The sequence below is a fragment of the Candidatus Poriferisocius sp. genome, assembly GCF_965219775.1.
GTDB lineage: Bacteria > Actinomycetota > Acidimicrobiia > Acidimicrobiales > Bin134 > Poriferisocius.
In genome coordinates this window covers 3379989-3398191 of record NZ_OZ244793.1, presented here as the reverse complement: position 1 = coordinate 3398191, position 18203 = coordinate 3379989, and the positions used below count along the sequence as shown (strand labels likewise).

Below are 18203 nucleotides of genomic sequence, written 5' to 3'. Positions count from 1 at the left end.
TCATCCCCTCCACTGCCGCGCCGAATTGCCCGGCTGGAGCGGCACTAGTCCACCAGCAAAATGTCGGACGTGCAAGAAAGGCTGCGATCAGACACAAGCATCGGTCCTGGTGGGTACCGCTACGCTGCCGGGCGTGCATCACCCCGCCCGACCCAACATCTTGCTGGTGGTATCCGACCAGGAACGGCAACGAGACTGGCTGCCGCCCGGTGTGCCGCTGCCCGCCCGTCAACGCCTGTTGGACCAATCGTTGGAGTTCCGCCGCCACTACACCCACACCTCGCCGTGTTCGCCCTCGCGAGCCACGCTGTTCACCGGGCTGCACATGGACCAACACGGAGTGACCGAGAACTCCAGCTACCCGGACAACACCCAGCTCGCCACCGACATCCCCACGCTGGGTACCCGCCTGCGGGAGGCGGGCTACCGCACCGCCTACAAGGGCAAGTGGCACCTGCAGGCGTCCGCCGAGCCCGACATGGAGGCCTACGGGTTCTCCGACTGGGCCGGAAACGACATGGCCTATTGGGGCTTGCCGGGAAGCGGCACCGAGTTCGACCCGCCCATCGCCGCTGATGCCGCCGCTTGGCTTCGCGACCAGCGGGATGCCTCCGGCCCGTGGTTCTTGACGGTGGGGCTGGTCAACCCCCACGACATCATGTGGTTTCCCCTGGACCAGCCCTGGTTCTGGGAGGATTCGCCCGATTACGTGGCCGAGAGCAAGAACCGGCTGGACCGGCGCCGGTGGGGGCGGGCCACCAACCTGCCTGCGTTTGACCACGACGTGGAGCGGTGGTGTACCGAGTTGCCCGAGAACTTCGATGACGACCTGCACACCAAGCCCGAAGTCCACCGGCGGTGGCTGTTGCAGATGGAGCGCAACGGGCGACCGGGACCCATGGATCCCGGCGACCACGACCGGTGGCTGCGCCAGCTCGACTACTACGTGAAGCTCCATCAGCTCAGCGACCAGAGCCTGGCCGTGATCCTTGCCGCCCTGGACGACATCGACCAGTGGGGCAACACGGTGGTGATCTTCACCTCCGACCACGGCGACCAGTGCGGCTCCCACGGGCTGCGTTCCAAGGGGCCGTGGAACTACGAGGAGACCATGCGCATCCCGCTGTACGTGTGGGCACCGGGGCTGACCACGCCGGGCACGGTCACCGAGTCGCTCACCTGCCACACCGACTTGGCCGCCACCATCGTGGAGCTGGCCGGCGTGGATGCCTCACAATTGCCGGGCCACAGTCTCTCCCCGCTGTTCGGTGACCAGACCGCGGTGATCCGCGACCACATTCTGTTTGCCCAGCGGTGGCCGTGGTATCTGGGAGTGGAGAAAGTGCGCTACGCCTCCTCCGGGGTGTTCGACGGTCGCCACAAGTACTGCCGCTACTACGGGATCGGCGGCGGGGTCAGCAACCTGGGGGTGTCGCTGGGCGACGCCATGCTGTTCGGGCCTGATGCCGACTTCGACGACCACGACCATGAGTGGTACGACCACGACGCCGACCCCCATGAGCTGGTGAACCTGGCCCACGACCCCGGTCGCCGCCAGGAACTGCGGGATCGGTTCGAGCACCTGAAAGAACTCGAAGCCGCCGAATACGGGGGATGACCGTGCCCCTGAGTGGCGCTACTCGAGGGCGAGGCCGATCTCGCGGAATTCGGCGAGGCGGATGTCGTCGGTGTCGGGGGCGGGGGGGCCGGGGGTGTAGGTCACGTGGTGGAGAGTGCCGGAATAGGGGAAAGTGCCGTGGCGTTGGTGGAGGGTCCACGACACCGGCGAGCGGCGATCGATGCCCACGTCGATGCCCTGCCAGGGCAGAAAGCCGATCATCTGGGGGACATCGGACAGGGTTGGTCCGGTACGTCCGTCGGCGCTCACGGTGACGTTCCAGATGCGCCCACCGGGGGCGGCAACGTCCACGACGATGTTTCGGCACGGCCCGGGCAGGCTCAACGGCTCGGTGGCGAGGTAGCGGCCGGCGGTGTTGACCACGAACCACAGGGCGTCGTCCTCGATGTAGAGCACATACCCGGTGGCCTGGCTGCCGTGGGCCACCAGCACGCCCTGATCACCGGGGTGGTGGTCGAGATCAACAGCGATGGCGAAGTTGCCGCCGGCGATGATTCGGGCCGAGCGCAGACGCTCCACGGTGGGTGATCCGGGCAGGATCCGCAGGGTGCGGGTGAGTCTCTCGTGCTCGGGCGGCTTGAGGGTGCGGAACAACCCGGAGGCCTCGTCGAGGGGGAAGACCCGGTTGCGCCAGGCGGCCTGTTCCCAGGCCTGCACCAGTTCAGCCAGCTTCTCCGGCTCGGCGTCGGCCAGGTCGATGCGCTCGTTGAAGTCGTCGGCCAGGTTGAACAGCTCCCAGCGGTCGGCGCTGAACGGGGTGAGGTGTTCGTGGAAGACGGCTGCCGACCAGCCATCTCGGTAGATGCCCCGGTGGCCGATGCACTCGATGTACTGCTCGGTGTGGTGGGACGGGGCGTCGGCCTCCACCAGGGTGGGGGCGAACGACACGCCGTCGGGGGCGTCGGAGGGTTGCCCGTGACGCTCGGCGGGGATGTCCAGGCCCACCAGTTCGGCCAGGGTGGGCACCAGGTCGGTGACGTGGGTGTACTGGTGGCGCAACTCCCCGCCCACCACCGTGGTGCGGGCGGGCCACGACACCACCAGGGGCACCGAATGGCCGCCCCGGTGGGCGGTGATCTTGTACAACCGGAAAGGGGTGTTGCAGGCCATGGCCCACCCCCGGGGATAGTGGGGCCAGGTGGTGGGACCGCCGATGGCGTCGGCCTCCAGGGCCGCCAATTCATGGTCTCCCACTGCCGGGGAGGGCCGCGCCCCGGTGCCGCTGTGGGTGAAATAGGAGGTGCTTCCCTGGGCCCGGCCCTCTCGGGAGGCGCCGTTGTCGCTGGTGAACACGAAGATCGTGTTGTCGAGCTGACCCAGGGCTTCCAGCTCGGCCCGGATGCGGGCCACGCTGTGGTCGATGGTCTCCACCATGGCGGCGTACACCTCCATGTAGCGGGCCATCACCCGGCGGTCGTCCTCGGGGTAGCTGTCCCAGGGGGCCACGTCTTCGTTGGGCTCGGTGTTGCGAGGGGGCAGCTGGGCTTCGGGGGGGACGACGCCCAGTTGCTTCTGGCGGGCGAGGCGTTCTTCCCGGAGCCGGTCCCAGCCCTGGTCGTAGCGGCCCCGGTGGCGGGCGATGTCGTCGGCTTTGGCGTGCAGGGGGGCGTGGACCGCCCCGTGGGCGTAGTACAGGAACAAGGGTTTGTCGGGGTCGGTGGTCTTGACCTCTCGGATCATGCGGCAGGCCCGATCGGTGAGGTCGTCGGTCAGGTAGTAACCCTCGGGATACTGGTCGACGTGGACGGGGTTGTTGCCCTCGTAGAGCTGATGGGGAAAGTGGAAGTCGGTCAGGGCCTCCAGGAACCCGTAGTACTGGTCGAAGCCCCGCTGCAGCGGCCACGAATGGGTGTCACCCGCGATCGACAGGTCGTCTTCCTGGCACAGGTGCCATTTGCCCACCGCCATGGTGGCGTAGCCGGTGGCCCGCAGCATCTCGGCCAACGTGGACTGGTTGTGGGGCAGCTCCCCGGCGTAGCCGGGAAAACCGGGATCGGCGTTGGCCACGAACCCCATGCCTGCATGGTGGGAGTTGAGCCCGGTCAACAATGCCGCGCGGGTGGGTGAGCACAACGGCGTCACGTGGAAGTTGGTGTAGCGCAGGCCGGAGGCGGCCAAAGCGTCGATGGCCGGGGTGGCGATCTCCGAACCGAAACAACCCACATCGGAGAACCCCAGGTCGTCGGCCAGCACGATCACGATGTTGGGCGCGCCCTCCGGGGGCGTGGGCCGGGGCGGCCACCACGACTCCGACGATGCGATGATCCGACCGATGGTCCCCCCGAATCCGGGATAGTGCTCCTGCTGACGCCGATCGGTCATCGCTCCGGTCTCCCTCCGTATTGCCGCCGCCACCCTATGACACACCATCGGGGCGCTGTCGTCTGCGGAAGCCGGCCTTACTCCAGGGCGAGGCCAATCTCTCGGTACTCGGCCTCGCGGACCTCGTGGGAGTCGGGTGAGGGAGGCCCGGGCACATAGGTCACATGGTGGATGGTGCCGGTGTAGGGAAAGGCACCGTGGCGTTGGTGGAGCGACCATGACACCGGCGAGCGCCGATCGGCGCCCACGTCGATCCCCTCCCAGGGAATGAAGCCGTAGATCTGGGGGATGTTGGAGGCGGTGATGCCGGTGCGACCGTCGGCGCTGACCGTGATGTTCCAGATGCGCCCTCCGGGAGCGCTCACGTCCATCACCACCTGTCGGCACGGTCCGGCCAGTTCCATGGGGTCGTAGGTCAACGGCTGCCCGCCGCTGTTCACCTCGAAGTGCAGCCGGCCGTTCTCGATGTACAGCACATAGCCGGAGGCCTGTCCGCCGTGGGCCACCAGCACGCCCTCGTCGCCGGGGCGGTGATCGAGGTTCACGGTGACGGTGAAGTTACCGCCGGCGATCACCCGTGAGGCCCGGTAGCGCTCCACGGTGCCCGCCCCTGGCAGGATTCGCAGCGGCCGGGTGAGTCGGCGATGGTCAGGCGGGCGAAGTGCGTGATAGAGCCCGCTGCCATCGTCCAGAGGGAATACCCGGTTGCGCCAGGCGGCCTGTTCCCAGGCCTGCACCAGTTCGGCCAGCTTCTCCGGTTCGGCGTCGGCCAGGTCGATGCGCTCGTTGGGGTCGTCGGCCAGGTTGAACAGTTCCCAGCGGTCGCCGCTGAACGGGGTCATGAACTCGTGAAAGGTGGCCGCCGACCAGCCGTCGCGGTAGTAGGCCCGGTGGCCGATGCACTCGTAGTACTGCTCGGTGTGGACATCCGGGGCGTCGGGGTCGGCCAGGCTGGTGGCGAACGACACGCCGTCGGGGGCGTCGGAGGATTGCCCGTGGCGCTCGGTGGGGATGTCCAAGCCCACCAGTTCGGCCAGGGTGGGCACCAGGTCGGTGACGTGGGTGTACTGGTGGCGCAACTCCCCGCCCACCACCGTGGTGCGGGCGGGCCACGACACCACCAGGGGCACCGAATGGCCGCCCCGGTGGGCGGTGATCTTGTACAACCGGAATGGTGTGTTGCAGGCCATGGCCCACCCCCGGGGATAGTGGGGCCAGGTGGTGGGACCGCCGATGGTGTCGGCCTCCAGGGCGTCCATTTCCTCCTGGCCCACTGCGGCCGACGACATCGCTCCGGGGTTGCTGTAGGTGAAGTAGGAAATGGTGCCCTGGGCCCGACCTTCGCGGGAGGCACCGTTGTCGCTGGTGAACACGAAGATCGTGTTGTCGAGCTGGCCGAATGCCGCCAGCTCGGCCCGGATACGGGCCACGCTGTGGTCGATCGACTCGACCATGGCGGCGTACACCTCCATGTAGCGGGCCATCACCCGGCGGTCGTCCTCGGGGTAGCTGTCCCAGGCAGCCACGTCCTCGTCGGGCTCGGAGTTGCGAGGGGGCAGTTCGGTGTCCAGCGGGACGACGCCCAGTTGCTTCTGGCGGGTGAGGCGTTCTTCCCGGAGCCGGTCCCAGCCCTGGTCGTAGCGGCCCCGGTGGCGGGCGATGTCCTCGGCTTTGGCGTGCAGGGGGGCGTGGACCGCCCCGTGGGCGTAGTACAGGAACAGCGGCTTGTCGGGATCGGTGGATTTGACGTCGCGGATCATGCGGCAGGCCCGATCGGTCAGATCGTCGGTGAGGTAATACCCCTCGGGATACTCGTCCACGTGAATGGGGCTGTTGCCCTCGTACATCAGGTGGGGGTGATGGAAGTTGGTGAGTGCCTCCAGGAACCCGTAGTACTGGTCGAAGCCCCGCTGCAGCGGCCACGAATGGGTGTCGCCGGCCGCTGACAAGTCGGCCTCCCGGCAGAGGTGCCACTTGCCCACCGCCATGGTGGCGTAGCCGGTGGCCCGCAGCATCTCGGCCAACGTAGATTGGTTGGCGGGCAGTTCCCCGGCGTAACCGGGAAAACCGGGATCGGCGTTGGCCACGAACCCCACCCCCGCACGATGGGAGTTGAGCCCGGTCAACAGCGCCGCCCGGGTAGGTGAACACAACGGCGTCACGTGGAAGTTGGTGTAGCGCAAGCCGGAGTCGGCCAAAGCGTCTATGGCCGGGGTGGCGATCTCCGAGCCGAAACAGCCCACGTCGGAGAATCCCAGGTCGTCGGCCAGCACGATGACGATGTTGGGCGCGCCCTCCGGCGGCGTGGGCCGGGGTGGCCACCACGACTGAGAGGTGGCGGTAATCCGGCCGATGCTGCCCTCGAATCCGGGATAGTGCTCCTGCTGGCGTCGATCGGTCATCGCTCCGCTCCCCCTCCGTCTTGCCGCCGACACCCTACCTTGGAGGGAGAATGCCCCCTTCCAGGGCGAGACAGACGTCGCGAATCGCAACCTGGCGGACCTCGTTGGAGTCGGTTACAAGAGACCCGGGCAAATGGGTCCGTGGTGGATGGCACCAGTATCGGGGTAGGCCCCGTAACCTTCGTGGATCGACCACGACACCGGATAACCTCGATCGGCTCCTCGGACGCATGCTCCGGCTGCTCTGGGAGAAGAACGTTGCAAGGCCTAGCGTGGAAGCCAAAGGAAATTCGGACTCTAGACCATCAACTTTTGATGTTGGCTGTCCCTGCTCGGTAGCATCCGTATTGTGCGTTGTCACGTAAAGCTGCGTCTAGATCACCATCACTTGTGGTCTCACCGACTTCCGAGGCTCACTATGGTGTGGAAGCAAAGGAAGTAACCAATGCTTGAATCCAAGGTCCAACACAGAGCGACCATTCGCCCTACCCTCATTGGCCTAGCAATCATCATATTGCTGCTAGGTGCTCAAAGCGGTGCTGACTCACATGAAATTGATGGAGATCCTATCAGGTCTGGTGATCTCACCAAAGAGGGTGCCCTTGCCCTTTCCTCTCGCACTGACTTGGCGTCAGCACGTGCTGACTTAGGATTCGATCCTAATCAATCTACAATCGAACTGTTGTTGGAAGATGCTGAGTCCCGAGCAGGGCTCCTTGAGACAGGACTACTCTTGACAGCAAGCGAGCGTGCACAGTACGACGCCCGCATGAGCATGGTTGATTCGATGAGGGAACCACTAATGCAAGCCAACAGGCTTGATGGCTTTAGCGGCGCCCGACTTGAACATATAGGTGATGGAATATTCCACATATATCATACCTCAAGTGTTGCTGGCCAACAAGTGGCTGCATTGTTCCAAGAGAAGATTCCCCCTAGTGCTTCAGTCCAATTTCACAGTGTCACTCATTCCATTAGTGAACTGATGCAGCAACAAGACCGACTCTGGTCCCTGCTATATGATTCGGAAAAGGGAGCACTAGGTGTCCATGCTATCGGAGTAGATGTCGCTGCCAACAAGCTAATTGTCGAATTAGACTCCAATATTAGTCTGACTGACCGCGTCTCTCAGCATGGCCTAGTTTCCAAGATCTATAGCCATATGAAGCGGATCGACTTTGATATTACATTCTCTGAGTTGGGAACCGATTCAGTCTGCAATCATCCCGACAATTGTGTGAATCCAATGATGGCTGGTATCAAGATAACAAAGGGCTCACAAAATGGGGCAGCCTGTTCCTTGGGATTCATGGTGGTAGATGGTGCTGATACTCAGGCCCTCACTGCTGGGCACTGCGGGTGGTCAGGTTCAACATCCTGGTATCACAATGGTTATGGATCCTCAAGCTTTGGAAGTGAAATTGATGATGACGCATATTTTGATATTGGTAGAGATGGTATGCTGATACAAGTACCTGACAACCAAGGGTCGAATGATGTAGCACTGTGTCACGATTGGGGTTGCATTCAAATCACCAACTATCTTACAAACTCCGAGCTATATGGTGGTATGCCAGTGAGTATGATGGGCCAATTTTCAGGCCTCAAAACAGGAACAATCAAAGACACACAGTATTCTTGGTGGAGCAACACTTGCGGATGCCAACAGTATGGGTTCAGTGCCACCTATACCAGTTCGAATGGGGACTCCGGAGGGCCAGTATGGCGTGGGAACAATGCTGTGGGATTGCATTCTGGAGGTTCCTCATCGTCATATAGAAGAGCTGTACCAATTGAATATCTACTAGTCTACTACGACGTTGATGTCCGAACCTCTTGACCTTCAATGGCACTTCTATTTGGGCAGAGGCAGGCGTACTGGGGAATGATCCTCGTCGCCGTCGGCATAGTTGTCGCCGTCTTTGTCGTCCGAAGCTGTCAGGGAGGGGAGAGGCTCTCAGGTAATGGGGTTCAATGGGTCGAGTCCATCGAGGACATAGAAGTTGAGGAAATCCTGGAATTGCCAGAACTTGCCGACGACCTCGCGTCAGCAGATCCGCCGATGACACCTGGTGAGTTCATCAACTTGAACTGTGCCCAACTGATACACACCGATGTAGGGCACAGAATTTCTGCCTTTGGGGCGGAGTGCACCGCTGTGCTGACGCCTCACACGCTGGGATTTGATCTGGTGCTCTCGTACACGGACGGCTCGTGCAGGTACCCTCCGACAATTGAGGTGACTGCCATTCAAGGTCTGCTGCACTTCACAATTGACAAGACACGAGATCGGGGCGGTTGTGACGATATGAGACTCTTCCTCGCCAAGGGAATCCGATTGGTTGACCCTGCCGGTGCAGACGGCCAAGGGGTAGCGCGATGAGCGAGGGGCGGAACCGGCGGTGGGTTCTGCGGGCTCGGCCGCGGGGTGAGGTCACGCCGGACGACCTGGAGCTGATCGATCTGCCGGTGCCTTCGCCGGGGCCGGGTCAGGTTCTGGTGCGCAATGTGTACCTGACGGTGGACCCCGCCAATCGCATCTGGATGAGCGACATGGATTCTTACGTGGCCCCGGTGGAAGTGGGCGAGCCCATGCGGGGACGCACGTGGGGGACGGTGATCGAGTCGCACCATCCGGGATTCCGGCCCGGCGATGTGGTCACCGGCGGGCTGGCATGGGAGGAGTACTCGGTGCTTGACGAGCCCCAGGCCATTCCCATGGAACTGGGACTGCCGCTGGAGGCGTTCACCGCGCCGCTCGGCCCCACCGGGATGACCGCTTATTGGGGCCTGCTCGACATCGGGGATCCCCGTCCGGGCGAGACCCTGGTGGTGTCGGCGGCGGCCGGGGCCACCGGTTCGGTGGCCGGCCAGATCGGCAAGATCCGGGGCTGCCGGGTGGTGGGCGTGGCCGGTGGGCCCGAGAAGTGTCGGTTCGTGACCGAGGAGCTGGGCTTCGACGCCTGCGTGGACCACCGCGTCGGCAACGTGGCCGAGCAGCTTCGGGAGGCGTGCCCCGACGGGATCGACGTGGACTTTGAGAACGTGGGCGGCGAGGTAATGGACGCCGTGCTGGGCTTGGTCAACCACCACGCTCGGGTGGTGCTGTGCGGCATGATCTCCACCTACAACGCCACCGGCGACTGGTGGTCGCCCCGCCTGTTCCGCAACATCTTGTTCCGCCGGGTGCGGGTGCAGGGCCTGATCGTGTCCGACTACTTGCCCCGCTTCGGCGAGGCCCTGCCCGTCCTGGCCAACTGGGTCCGCCAGGGGCGCATCACCTACCGGACCGATGTGGTCGACGGCATCGAGAACGCCCCCCACGCCCTCCGGCGCATCTTCGAGGGCCGCAACATCGGCAAACAGCTCGTGCGGGTGTCGCCGGGGTAGGGTGCCGGGCATGACTCCTGAGGACTTGGTGGAGATTGAGGCCATTCGCCTGCTCAAGGCCCGGTACTTCCGGTTGATGGACCAGAAGCGGTGGGACGAGTGGGAGGACGTGTTCTGCGACGACGTGGTGATCTCCACGCCCGACGACACCGGGGAGGGCTCGGACATCACCGGGAACAAGGCGTTCCGGGAGTATCTGGAGCCCATCTTGGCCCCCATCATCACCGCTCATCACGGCCACATGAGCGAGATCAGCATCGACGGCCCCGACACGGCCTCAGCCGTGTGGGCCATGGAGGACAACCTGGACTGGCCTCCGGAGAGCGGCATGAGCCACATGTGGGGCCTCGGCTGGTACGAGGAGACCTACCGCCGGTGCGACGACGGGCAATGGCGCATTGCCACCATGCGGCTCCGGCGCCAACGCATCGAGGTGGACGGCAACCGGGTGTTCCCCGCCGAGCGTCCGACGGCATAGCCGTACGGCCTAGCCCTACGGGAGAACCGCCAGCACCACCCCTTCGGACACCTGGATGTACGCCGGCGCGTCCACCACCCGGTTGCTCACGCCCCGGCCGCTCAGGGGTTCGAGCACCTCGTCGCGAAGGGACCAGGCCAAACCGGTGGTGGTGACCCGGGCAGGGCCGCCCACTGCGAACAGCGACACGGTGGCACCGGGCTCGGCCTCCAGGGCGCGCCGCCCGTGGGCCACCACGGCCCGGGCCTCGCCCAGCCAGACCTCGATGTCGGTGCCCGCCCAGCGGGGCGAGGCCACCACGGCCAGGTTGCCGAGGAGGTGATCCACCCGGCCGCCGCCCGCGCCGATCACGATGACCCGGTCGGCCAGCCGGGCGGCCCATTCCAGGGCCAACTCCAAGTCGGTCTGATCCTTGTCGACCGGGTGGCACTCGACTCGGGTTCCGGCCTGTTCGGCCGCCGACAACGCTTCGGGGGACACCGAGTCCATGTCGCCCACGGCCACCGCCACTTCGAGCCCGGCCGCATAGGCATGGTCCAGGCCGTGATCGGCGGCCACCACCACCGCACGGTCGGGCAGGCGGGCGATCTCGCCGGGGGAGGGAGGGTCGCCCCCGGCCACCACTACTACGGTGACCTCAGCCGCTTCGGGCGGCGACGTCCCGGTTCCCCCCGGTCGGGCCATCAGAACGGCCGGGTCACGGCCCGAGAGGGACCGAAATTGTGAAGGCCGCCGGCATGGAGATTGCCGAGCCCCCCGGCGCACGCCACGAGGACGTCGCCGGGGTGTTCCACGATGTGGGCGGCGCCGTCGGGGCTGATCCGGTCGCGCTCGGCCAGCCACGTCCGGTGGGTCTCGGGGAACCCGGCCACCGGGTGGCAGGCGTGCGACCACACCGCCTCCTGCACGTCCTCCACGGTGGGATAGGTGGCGGCCAGCATGTCGGCCCACGGCGGCGGCACCACCACCATGACCTCGGCCCCCCAGTGGGAGATGTAGGCGTTGGTGCCGACGTAGGCCAGCGACTGGCCGATGACCCAGGCCAGCGAACGACCGTCGTCAGCGGCAATGTCGGCGATGTCCATGGTGCCGATGGTGCCGTAGACCGTGACCGCATCGCCGGGCACCCCCCGGCGTTCGGCCAGCGGCGGCCACGGGGATCGTTCCTCCCACTCCCCCATCACCAGGCCCACCACCCGGGCGGGCTGACCCAACACACACTTGGAGGTCTCGCCGGCCACCTGGCCACCCACGTTGCGCATGACCAGGCGAAGGGCCCGCCCGATGGCCGGACCGGCCCCGGCCGCCCCACCGAAGCAGCCCGCCTCACAGGGCAAGTCCAACCGATGGCGGGCCGGGCCGTTCACGATGAGGGCGGGCACCACCGAACTGGTGGTGGTGTTGAGGGCGAACAGGTCGAATCGGCGCTCGGCCATGGCCTCCAGCGCGGCCATCATCAGGGCCATGGCCTCGGGGACGGCGCCCGCCATGCAGGCGTTGACGGCCAGCTTCTCGACCGTACACCAGGCGTTGTTCGGGGGTATCTCGGCCAGCACCGTGTCGGCGGGTCGCCCGGCGGCCTCGACGAAGGAGGCCACCCGCTCCGGGGTGGGAGGGATCAAGGGCAAACCGTCGCCCCACCCTTGGCCGGTGGCCCACGCCTGGAACGCCACCGGATCCTCGGGCACCTCCACCTGCCCGTCGGGTAGGGCACCGTCGGGTACGGGACCGGCGTCAGCGGCCATCTACGAGGGCACTCCCAGCGCCTCGAGCAACGCGGGCCAATGGTCGTGGGCGATTCGGCGGACGTCGGGTTCGGGCCGGGTGTCCAAGGGATAGGGCAGCACGCACAATCGCAGGCCGGGCCGTTCCAGATTGCGGGCCATGATCCGGGCGAGGGGCACGAACTCCTCGGTCACGACGGCGACCGCCGTCTTGCCCTGGGCCGCCACCGCAACTGCGTCGTGGACGGTCCAGGACGTGCAGCTTCCTCAATTGCCCAAACCGACGATGGCGATGTCGACGTCGGTGGTGAAGTTCTCCAGCTCCACCAAAACGGCGTCGTCCAAGCTGACGTCCTGGCGGGACTCCGAGCACCACGACACCACCTCCGCCCCGGCCGCTTCCAGCCTGGCCTGCCACTCCTCGGTGGTCCACAAGAACGATCGCCAGGTGAGGTCGTAGCGGATGCCCACCCGCTTGCCGGTCAGCGGACCGGCGTCGGGACCCCGGTCGGGGTCAACCACAGGGGGAGCAGCCGTCGGGTCCAAAACCAACATGCCCGCACACTATCGGGCGTCGACTCCGATGCCGGCTCGGACCCCGCTCAGTGACCGGTGAACTCGGGGGGTCTGCGCTCCTTGAAGGCCTGTGACCATGCCCGGAAGTCGGACGAGCGAGCCGACAACTCCAGAGCAAAAGCCTCTTCCTCCATGTGGGCGGCCAGGCTGCGCCCGGAACCGCGGTGGATGAGGGTCTTGGCCAGCCCGACGGCCACGGTGGCCGACGCGGCCAGCCGGTCGGCCAGAAGTTCCGCCTCGGCGGTGACCTGATCCTCGGGAACCGACCGGTGGACCAGCCCCCATTCGGCGGCGGTGGCCCCGGAGAGCTCCTCGCCCAGCATGAGCATCTGCTTGGCCCGGGCCACCCCGGCCAGGCGGGGCAACAACCACGACATGCCGCTGTCGGGCGTGATGCCCATGGCGGTGAACGGGGCCCGCAGGCGGGCGTCCTCGGCCACCACCGCAAAGTCGCAGGCCAGCACCAGGCTGAAGCCCAGCCCCACGGACCACCCCCGCACCGCCCCCACGATGGGCACCTGCACCTCCAACATCACCGGGATGAGCCGGTTCACCAAGTAGGGCATGCGCCGGGCGATGCTGCCCGGCCGGGGCCGGGGGCCGTCGCCTGCCCGGCCAGCCAGGTCGAAGCCGCTGCAGAAGTTCTCGCCCACCGAGTCGAGCAGCACGGCGCGGATGTGCTCGTCGGCGCTGGCCGCCTCCAGGTTGTCGATGAGGTTCAGCACGATGTCGTCGGTCAGAGAGTTTCGGCGGTGGGACCGGTCCAGGGTGATCCTCAGCAGGGGCGGCGCCATCTCCACGCGCAGACCCTCCACCGGGGCGGGATAGGGCTTCATGTGCGGACCAGGCTAGTGGTGTGTCGCTGATTGGGCTTCATGGTCCGCTCCGGGCATGGGCGGAGCGGGCCCGGCAGCGGCCAGAGCCGGCGACCGGGCAATCCGACAGAGGCTGAGACAAACTGGGGCCATGGGGTATGAGACGCTGATCGTGGAACGCCGCGGCCGGGTGGGGTGGCTGATCAACAACCGCCCGGATCAGCTCAACGCCATGAACTCCACCATGAGGGAGGAGTTTGCCGACGCCTGGCTGGAGTTGGACCGCGATCCTGAGGTGCGGGTGATCGTCCACACCGGGGAGGGTCGGGCCTTCCAAACCGGGGTGGACGTGGTGGAGTTGGCCACCGACGGCCAGGGCATGGAGCGCTACCGGGAGTCGGTGGAGAATTTCGACCTGCACTTCACCTCGTGGCACCAACAGGTGCGCAAGCCGGTGCTGACCGCCATCAACGGCATTTGCTGCGGTGGCGGCTTCCACTGGGTGGCCGATGCCGACATCGTGATCGCCGCCTCCGACGCCCAGTTCTTCGACCCCCACGTTTCGGTGGGCCAAGTGGTGGCCCTGGAGGCCATCGCCTTGTTGAAGAAGATGCCCGCCGAGACGGTGATGCGCATGGCGCTGATGGGGGCCCACGAGCGAATGGGGGCCCAGCGGGCCTACGAGCTGGGGATGATCAGTGAGATCGTGGATCCCCCGGAGCTGCTGCGGGACCGGGCCGGGGAGATCGCCGAGGCCATCGCCCGCAACTCCCCCTCGGCCATGGCCGCCACCAAGCGGGCCCTGTGGGACGCCATGGAGCACGGCCTGACCGAGGCCAGCCGCCAGGGCGCCTTTCACATGACCGGCGTATGGGGCCACCCCGATCAGGTGGAGGGACCGGCCGCCTTCGCCGAAAAACGCGAGCCCCGATGGGCCCCCCTCGACCCGGACGCGTTCACATCACCTTCCACCACGGAGCCGCCAGCACATCGGGAGTCAACCACTCCAGGGTAGACCCGGCATGGAGCAACAGGCCGGGGGTGGCTGCGTCGCCGTACTCCGACCGGAAGGCCCGCAGGTGTTTGGTGTCGACCAGTCGGGGCCGGTCGGCGGCCTTGATTTCGATGGGCAAGAGCCGATCGCCGGCCTCGACCACCAGGTCCACCTCCTCCCCCGTTCTGGTGCGCCAATAGAACACGTCAGCGGGCTGGGTGCGGGCGTCGCGCCAGGCCAAGAGGTCGCAGAGCACCAGGTTCTCCAGATGGGCTCCCTCCGGTTGGGAGTTCTGGGCCAGATGGAGCGCCACGCCGGTGTCCCCCCAGTACAGTTTGGGGGATTTCACCAGCCGTTTGGTTCGATTCACCGCAAACGCCGGGAGCCGCACCATCAGGTACGAGGTCTCCAGCAAATTGAGGTACCGGTGGGCCGTCGACTGGGACAGCGCCACGTCACGGCCCAAGTCCACCTGGTTGAGGATTTGTCCGAGGCGATGGCAGGCGGCCCGCATCAACCGCCGGAAGTCCGCCAGCGACGAAATTGCCGAGAGATCCCGCAGGTCGCGCTCCAAGTAGGTTCGGACGTAGCCGTCGAACCAGATTGACCGTTCTTCCGCGGTCTTGAGATGGACGGCCGGTTGCGGGAATCCGCCCCGCAGGCTGAGGACCCGCCAGTCCTCTCGGGCGTCAGGCTGCGAGGCCACCAGATCCAGCCATTCGCCGCTGGGGGCAGTGAGCAAGTCCTCCCAGACGCCGCAGTGGCCCAGGCCCATCTGCTCCCGACGGGTCATGGGCCAAAGCGTCAGGTAGCTGGCCCGACCGGCCAACGACTCCGACACCTGGCTCATCAACAGCAGGTTGGCCGAACCGGTCAGCAGGAACTGCCCCGGCTTGCGGTTGTGGTCGATGGCCCGCTTGATCTCATGGAGCAGCTCGGGTGCCCTCTGTACCTCATCGAAAGCCATCGGTTGGTCCCCTCGCACGAGGGCAGCGGGGTCGCGACCGACCATGTCGATCACATCAAGGTCGTCGAGGGTGAAGTGGCGCCGCGAGCCCGGCATACGCTCTTGAACAAGGGTGCTCTTGCCCGACTGGCGAGCCCCGGTGACCACCACGGCGGGCATGACCTGCAGCCGAGCAGCCAGACTCGACTCGACGAGACGGGGCAGGGCGGTGCCGACCATGGGTAGAATCATATCTATTCTCTCCTTGAATACAATTTATTCACTAGCAGAATGACAAGGTGGAGGGCGGCACCGGCGTAGAATGAACGGCCATGGGAACGATTGTCATCACTGGATCAGCGGGCGGCATCGGGAAAGCCACCAGGGAGCGGCTCAGCCGCGACGGTCACGAGGTGATCGGCGTGGATGTGCGCGACGCCGAGGTCATCGCCGACCTGTCCACCCCGGACGGGCGCACCGAGATGGTCGGGGCGGTGGCCGCGGTCAGCGGCGGCCGGATCGACGGTTTGGTGGCCGGGGCGGGGATCACCGGCCCCGACCCCGCGCAGGTGGTGTCCATCAACTACTTCGGGGCGGTGGCCACCGTGGAAGGGCTGCGCCCCCTGCTGGCCCAGGGAACCGACTCGTCGGCGGTGGCCATCAGTTCCAACTCGAGCACCACGGTGGTGGCCCTGCCCGACGAACTGCTGGCGGCCTGCCTGGATGACGACGAACCCCGGGCCCGGGAGCTGGCCGGGGCCGATCCCACCACTGCGTACGCCACCAGCAAGCTGGCGTTGGCCCGCTGGGTTCGCCGCACCGCCATCGGATCCGACTGGATCGGCTCGGGAATCCGGCTGAACGCCGTGGCCCCCGGGCTCATCGACACCCCGCTGGTGGCCGACAACCTGGAGATGATCCTGAACCTGGGCGACGTGTACCCCATACCCCAAAACCGACCCGGACGGCCGGCGGAAGTGGCCAATCTGATGGCCTTCCTGCTGTCGCCCGACGCCAGCTTCTTCTGCGGCTCGGTGGTGTTCATGGACGGGGGCAGCGACGCCGCTCTCAACGCCGACGCCTGGCCCACCTCCAACACCACCGCCGAACGCTGGCCGGCCCGGGACTGAACCCTGGGGGTCGGCGGCCAACTGCCGGGCCCCCGCGAGGCTGACCGGTCTGCGCCCCTATCGCTGCTTGGGCGATTGGCGCTTTTGGATGCGGGCCCACTCGTCGCGCAGGCCGACGGTGCGGTGGAACAGGTCGGGTGATCTCGGGTCACGGGCGAAATAGCCGAGGCGCTCGAACTGCACCACCTGTCCGGACGCGATGTCGGCCATGGCGGGCTCGAATCGGGCCCCCTCGATGAGCCGGGCCGAATCGAGATCCAACGAATCCATCGGGTCGGCACCGTCGGCGCCGGGATGAGGGTCGCGGAACAGCCGCTCGTAGAGCATCGCCCGGCCCTCGCGAGCGTGCGCCGCCGAGACCCAGTGAATGGTGGCTTTCACCTTGCGACCGTCGGGGGCTTGGCCCGATCCGGTGTCGGGGTCGTAGGTACACCGCACCTTCACCACGTTGCCGTCGGCGTCGGTGTCCACTCCCGTGCAGGTCACGAAGTAGCCGGAGCGCAGGCGCACCTCCCGGCCCGGCGCCAGCCGGAAGAATTTGGGGGGTGGATCGAGCATGAAGTCGTCCCGCTCGATGTACAGAACCCTCGAGAAGGGCACGGGGCGCACGCCGGCCGACGGGTCCTCGGGGTTGTTGGTGGCGTCGCGCATTTCCACGTGGCCCTCGGGATAGTTCTCGATCACCAACGGCAGCGGATCGAGCACCGCCATCCGACGCAGGGCAGTGGCGTTGAGCTCCCGGCGGACGAAGGACTCCAGCAGCTCCACCTCCACGGTGCCGTCCACCCGGGCCACCCCGATGTGGCGACAGAACTCCCGGATGGCCGCGGGCGGATAGCCCCGTCGCCGCAGGCCCCGCAGGGTGGGCATGCGGGGATCGTCCCATCCGTCGACGAGGCCGTCGTCCACGAGCTGCGACAGGCGGCGCTTGGACAGCACGGTATGAGTGAGGTTTAGGCGGGCGAATTCGGTTTGACGGGGGCGGTCGCCGGGCAGGTCCAGGTGGTCGAGGAACCAGTCGTACAAGGGTCGGTGGGCGTCGAACTCCAGGGTGCAGATGGAGTGGGTCACCCCCTCCACGGCGTCGCTCTGGCCGTGGGCCCAATCGTAGGTGGGGTAGATGCACCACTGGTCGCCGGTGCGGTGGTGGGCGTGGTGGCGGATCCGGTACAACACCGGGTCGCGCATGAGCATGTTCTCGTGGGCCATGTCGATGCGGGCCCGCAGCACCCGTTGCCCGTCGGCGAACTCACCGGCCCGCATCCGCCGGAACAGGTCCAGGTTTTCCTCGGGGGGGCGATCCCGCCACGGGCTGTCGGTACCGGGCTCGGTGAAGCTCCCCCGGGCGGCCGAGATGGTGGCCGCGTCCTGGTCGTCCACGTAGGCCAGCCTCTGGGTGATGAGGTCCTCGGCCCAGCGGTAAAGGCGCTCGAAGTAGTCGGAGGCGTACAGCGTGCCCCGGTCGGACCGGTAGCCCAGCCAGCCCAGATCCTCCTCAATGGCGGCGGCGAAGTCGGATCGTTCCGTCTCCGGGTTGGTGTCGTCCAGGCGGAGATTGCAGGTGCCGCCGAACTCGTGGGCCACCTCGAAGTTCAGGCAGATCGACTTGGCGTGCCCGATGTGGAGGTAGCCGTTGGGCTCGGGGGGGAACCGGGTTTGCACCCGACCGCCGTAGGTATCGTCGGACATGTGGCCACGGATCAGGCTGCGGATGAAGTCGGTGCGCTCGCCGGGCTCGGTGGCCTCGGTGCCGGCCGCGCTGCTCATGGTCCCCATCCTTGACGGCA

At 66.4% G+C, this 18203-nt stretch carries 15 protein-coding genes and 1 pseudogene; 7 read left to right on the top strand and 9 right to left on the bottom strand.

Annotated elements, in window-relative coordinates; all coding sequences use genetic code 11:
- Positions 1 to 133 precede the first annotated feature (133 nt).
- Entirely contained in the window at positions 134 to 1618 is a 1485-nt protein-coding gene (locus ACOQPQ_RS15370) for a sulfatase-like hydrolase/transferase (protein WP_420640289.1), read from the top strand.
- 18 nt (positions 1619 to 1636) lie between these two features.
- Here ACOQPQ_RS15370 and ACOQPQ_RS15365 read toward each other — a convergent pair whose 3' ends face one another.
- Together ACOQPQ_RS15365 and ACOQPQ_RS15360 are read right to left on the bottom strand one after the other, a co-directional pair.
- Positions 1637 to 3961, bottom strand: a complete 2325-nt coding sequence (locus ACOQPQ_RS15365; protein WP_420640288.1) for an arylsulfatase — start codon at positions 3959 to 3961, stop codon at positions 1637 to 1639.
- 77 nt (positions 3962 to 4038) lie between these two features.
- Positions 4039 to 6363 carry an arylsulfatase gene (locus ACOQPQ_RS15360; RefSeq protein ID WP_420640287.1) on the bottom strand — a complete coding sequence of 775 codons (2325 nt, stop codon included), beginning with the start codon at positions 6361 to 6363 and terminating at the stop codon, positions 4039 to 4041.
- Between the two features lie 445 nt (positions 6364 to 6808).
- On the opposite strand from ACOQPQ_RS15360, the gene ACOQPQ_RS15355 reads away from it, so the two are divergent.
- Genes ACOQPQ_RS15355 through ACOQPQ_RS15340 form a run of 4 tightly spaced genes read left to right on the top strand, consistent with a single transcriptional unit; the run spans position 6809 to position 10231 of the window.
- Positions 6809 to 8203 (top strand): S1 family peptidase, encoded by a 1395-nt coding sequence (locus ACOQPQ_RS15355; protein ID WP_420640286.1) that lies wholly within the window; start codon positions 6809 to 6811, stop codon positions 8201 to 8203.
- A 45-nt stretch (positions 8204 to 8248) separates the two neighbouring features.
- On the top strand, positions 8249 to 8746 hold the full coding sequence (locus ACOQPQ_RS15350; RefSeq protein ID WP_420640285.1) for a hypothetical protein: 498 nt from the start codon (positions 8249 to 8251) through the stop codon (positions 8744 to 8746).
- Positions 8743 to 9753, top strand: coding sequence for an NADP-dependent oxidoreductase (locus ACOQPQ_RS15345; protein WP_420640284.1), 1011 nt, complete (start codon positions 8743 to 8745; stop codon positions 9751 to 9753). Before ACOQPQ_RS15350 ends, ACOQPQ_RS15345 begins: the two co-directional genes overlap by 4 nt.
- A 10-nt stretch (positions 9754 to 9763) precedes the next feature.
- Positions 9764 to 10231: a nuclear transport factor 2 family protein gene (locus tag ACOQPQ_RS15340; RefSeq protein ID WP_420640283.1), complete on the top strand. Its 468-nt coding sequence runs from the start codon at positions 9764 to 9766 to the stop codon at positions 10229 to 10231.
- Positions 10232 to 10246: 15 nt separating this feature from the next.
- Here the strand turns inward: ACOQPQ_RS15340 and ACOQPQ_RS15335 are convergent, their stop codons facing one another.
- From ACOQPQ_RS15335 to ACOQPQ_RS15315, 5 genes and pseudogenes are all read right to left on the bottom strand, one after another.
- Positions 10247 to 10915 (bottom strand): thiamine diphosphokinase, encoded by a 669-nt coding sequence (locus ACOQPQ_RS15335; protein ID WP_420640282.1) that lies wholly within the window; start codon positions 10913 to 10915, stop codon positions 10247 to 10249.
- Positions 10915 to 11976: a hypothetical protein gene (locus ACOQPQ_RS15330; RefSeq protein WP_420640281.1), complete on the bottom strand. Its 1062-nt coding sequence runs from the start codon at positions 11974 to 11976 to the stop codon at positions 10915 to 10917. Before ACOQPQ_RS15330 ends, ACOQPQ_RS15335 begins: the two co-directional genes overlap by 1 nt.
- Positions 11977 to 12210, bottom strand: a pseudogene (locus tag ACOQPQ_RS15325) (UGSC family (seleno)protein); the annotation flags it as partial.
- 12 nt (positions 12211 to 12222) lie between these two features.
- The gene (locus ACOQPQ_RS15320; RefSeq protein ID WP_420640280.1) at positions 12223 to 12510 is read right to left on the bottom strand and encodes a hypothetical protein; all 288 of its coding nucleotides are present in this window, start codon (positions 12508 to 12510) and stop codon (positions 12223 to 12225) included.
- A gap of 47 nt (positions 12511 to 12557) precedes the next feature.
- Positions 12558 to 13367 (bottom strand): enoyl-CoA hydratase/isomerase family protein, encoded by an 810-nt coding sequence (locus tag ACOQPQ_RS15315; RefSeq protein WP_420640279.1) that lies wholly within the window; start codon positions 13365 to 13367, stop codon positions 12558 to 12560.
- A 130-nt stretch (positions 13368 to 13497) separates the two neighbouring features.
- Between ACOQPQ_RS15315 and ACOQPQ_RS15310 the strand changes: the two genes are divergently transcribed.
- On the top strand, positions 13498 to 14361 hold the full coding sequence (locus tag ACOQPQ_RS15310) for an enoyl-CoA hydratase/isomerase family protein (protein ID WP_420640278.1): 864 nt from the start codon (positions 13498 to 13500) through the stop codon (positions 14359 to 14361).
- Here ACOQPQ_RS15310 and ACOQPQ_RS15305 read toward each other — a convergent pair.
- Positions 14303 to 15526, bottom strand: a complete 1224-nt coding sequence (locus ACOQPQ_RS15305; protein ID WP_420640277.1) for an ATP-binding protein — start codon at positions 15524 to 15526, stop codon at positions 14303 to 14305. The genes ACOQPQ_RS15310 and ACOQPQ_RS15305 overlap by 59 nt on opposite strands.
- Before the next feature lie 92 nt (positions 15527 to 15618).
- Between ACOQPQ_RS15305 and ACOQPQ_RS15300 the strand changes: the two genes are divergently transcribed.
- Positions 15619 to 16416, top strand: a complete 798-nt coding sequence (locus tag ACOQPQ_RS15300; RefSeq protein WP_420640276.1) for an SDR family oxidoreductase — start codon at positions 15619 to 15621, stop codon at positions 16414 to 16416.
- A gap of 57 nt (positions 16417 to 16473) precedes the next feature.
- On the opposite strand, the gene ACOQPQ_RS15295 is transcribed toward ACOQPQ_RS15300, so the two are convergent.
- A complete protein-coding gene (locus ACOQPQ_RS15295) occupies positions 16474 to 18183 on the bottom strand; it encodes a glutamine--tRNA ligase/YqeY domain fusion protein (protein ID WP_420640275.1) in 1710 nt (569 codons plus the stop codon).
- Positions 18184 to 18203: the final 20 nt, after the last annotated feature.

What these genes read in the sequence shown, in the direction of transcription:
- ACOQPQ_RS15305 (WP_420640277.1), bottom strand. Translation starts at nt 15,526, where the DNA reads ATGGTCGGCACCGCCCTGCCCCGTCTCGTCGAGTCGAGTCTGGCTGCT.
- ACOQPQ_RS15340 (WP_420640283.1), top strand. Translation starts at nt 9,764, where the DNA reads ATGACTCCTGAGGACTTGGTGGAGATTGAGGCCATTCGCCTGCTCAAG.
- ACOQPQ_RS15330 (WP_420640281.1), bottom strand. Translation starts at nt 11,976, where the DNA reads ATGGCCGCTGACGCCGGTCCCGTACCCGACGGTGCCCTACCCGACGGG.
- ACOQPQ_RS15355 (WP_420640286.1), top strand. Translation starts at nt 6,809, where the DNA reads ATGCTTGAATCCAAGGTCCAACACAGAGCGACCATTCGCCCTACCCTC.
- ACOQPQ_RS15295 (WP_420640275.1), bottom strand. Translation starts at nt 18,183, where the DNA reads ATGAGCAGCGCGGCCGGCACCGAGGCCACCGAGCCCGGCGAGCGCACC.
- ACOQPQ_RS15320 (WP_420640280.1), bottom strand. Translation starts at nt 12,510, where the DNA reads ATGTTGGTTTTGGACCCGACGGCTGCTCCCCCTGTGGTTGACCCCGAC.
- ACOQPQ_RS15310 (WP_420640278.1), top strand. Translation starts at nt 13,498, where the DNA reads ATGGGGTATGAGACGCTGATCGTGGAACGCCGCGGCCGGGTGGGGTGG.
- ACOQPQ_RS15350 (WP_420640285.1), top strand. Translation starts at nt 8,249, where the DNA reads ATGATCCTCGTCGCCGTCGGCATAGTTGTCGCCGTCTTTGTCGTCCGA.
- ACOQPQ_RS15315 (WP_420640279.1), bottom strand. Translation starts at nt 13,367, where the DNA reads ATGAAGCCCTATCCCGCCCCGGTGGAGGGTCTGCGCGTGGAGATGGCG.
- ACOQPQ_RS15335 (WP_420640282.1), bottom strand. Translation starts at nt 10,915, where the DNA reads ATGGCCCGACCGGGGGGAACCGGGACGTCGCCGCCCGAAGCGGCTGAG.
- ACOQPQ_RS15300 (WP_420640276.1), top strand. Translation starts at nt 15,619, where the DNA reads ATGGGAACGATTGTCATCACTGGATCAGCGGGCGGCATCGGGAAAGCC.
- ACOQPQ_RS15365 (WP_420640288.1), bottom strand. Translation starts at nt 3,961, where the DNA reads ATGACCGATCGGCGTCAGCAGGAGCACTATCCCGGATTCGGGGGGACC.
- ACOQPQ_RS15345 (WP_420640284.1), top strand. Translation starts at nt 8,743, where the DNA reads ATGAGCGAGGGGCGGAACCGGCGGTGGGTTCTGCGGGCTCGGCCGCGG.
- ACOQPQ_RS15360 (WP_420640287.1), bottom strand. Translation starts at nt 6,363, where the DNA reads ATGACCGATCGACGCCAGCAGGAGCACTATCCCGGATTCGAGGGCAGC.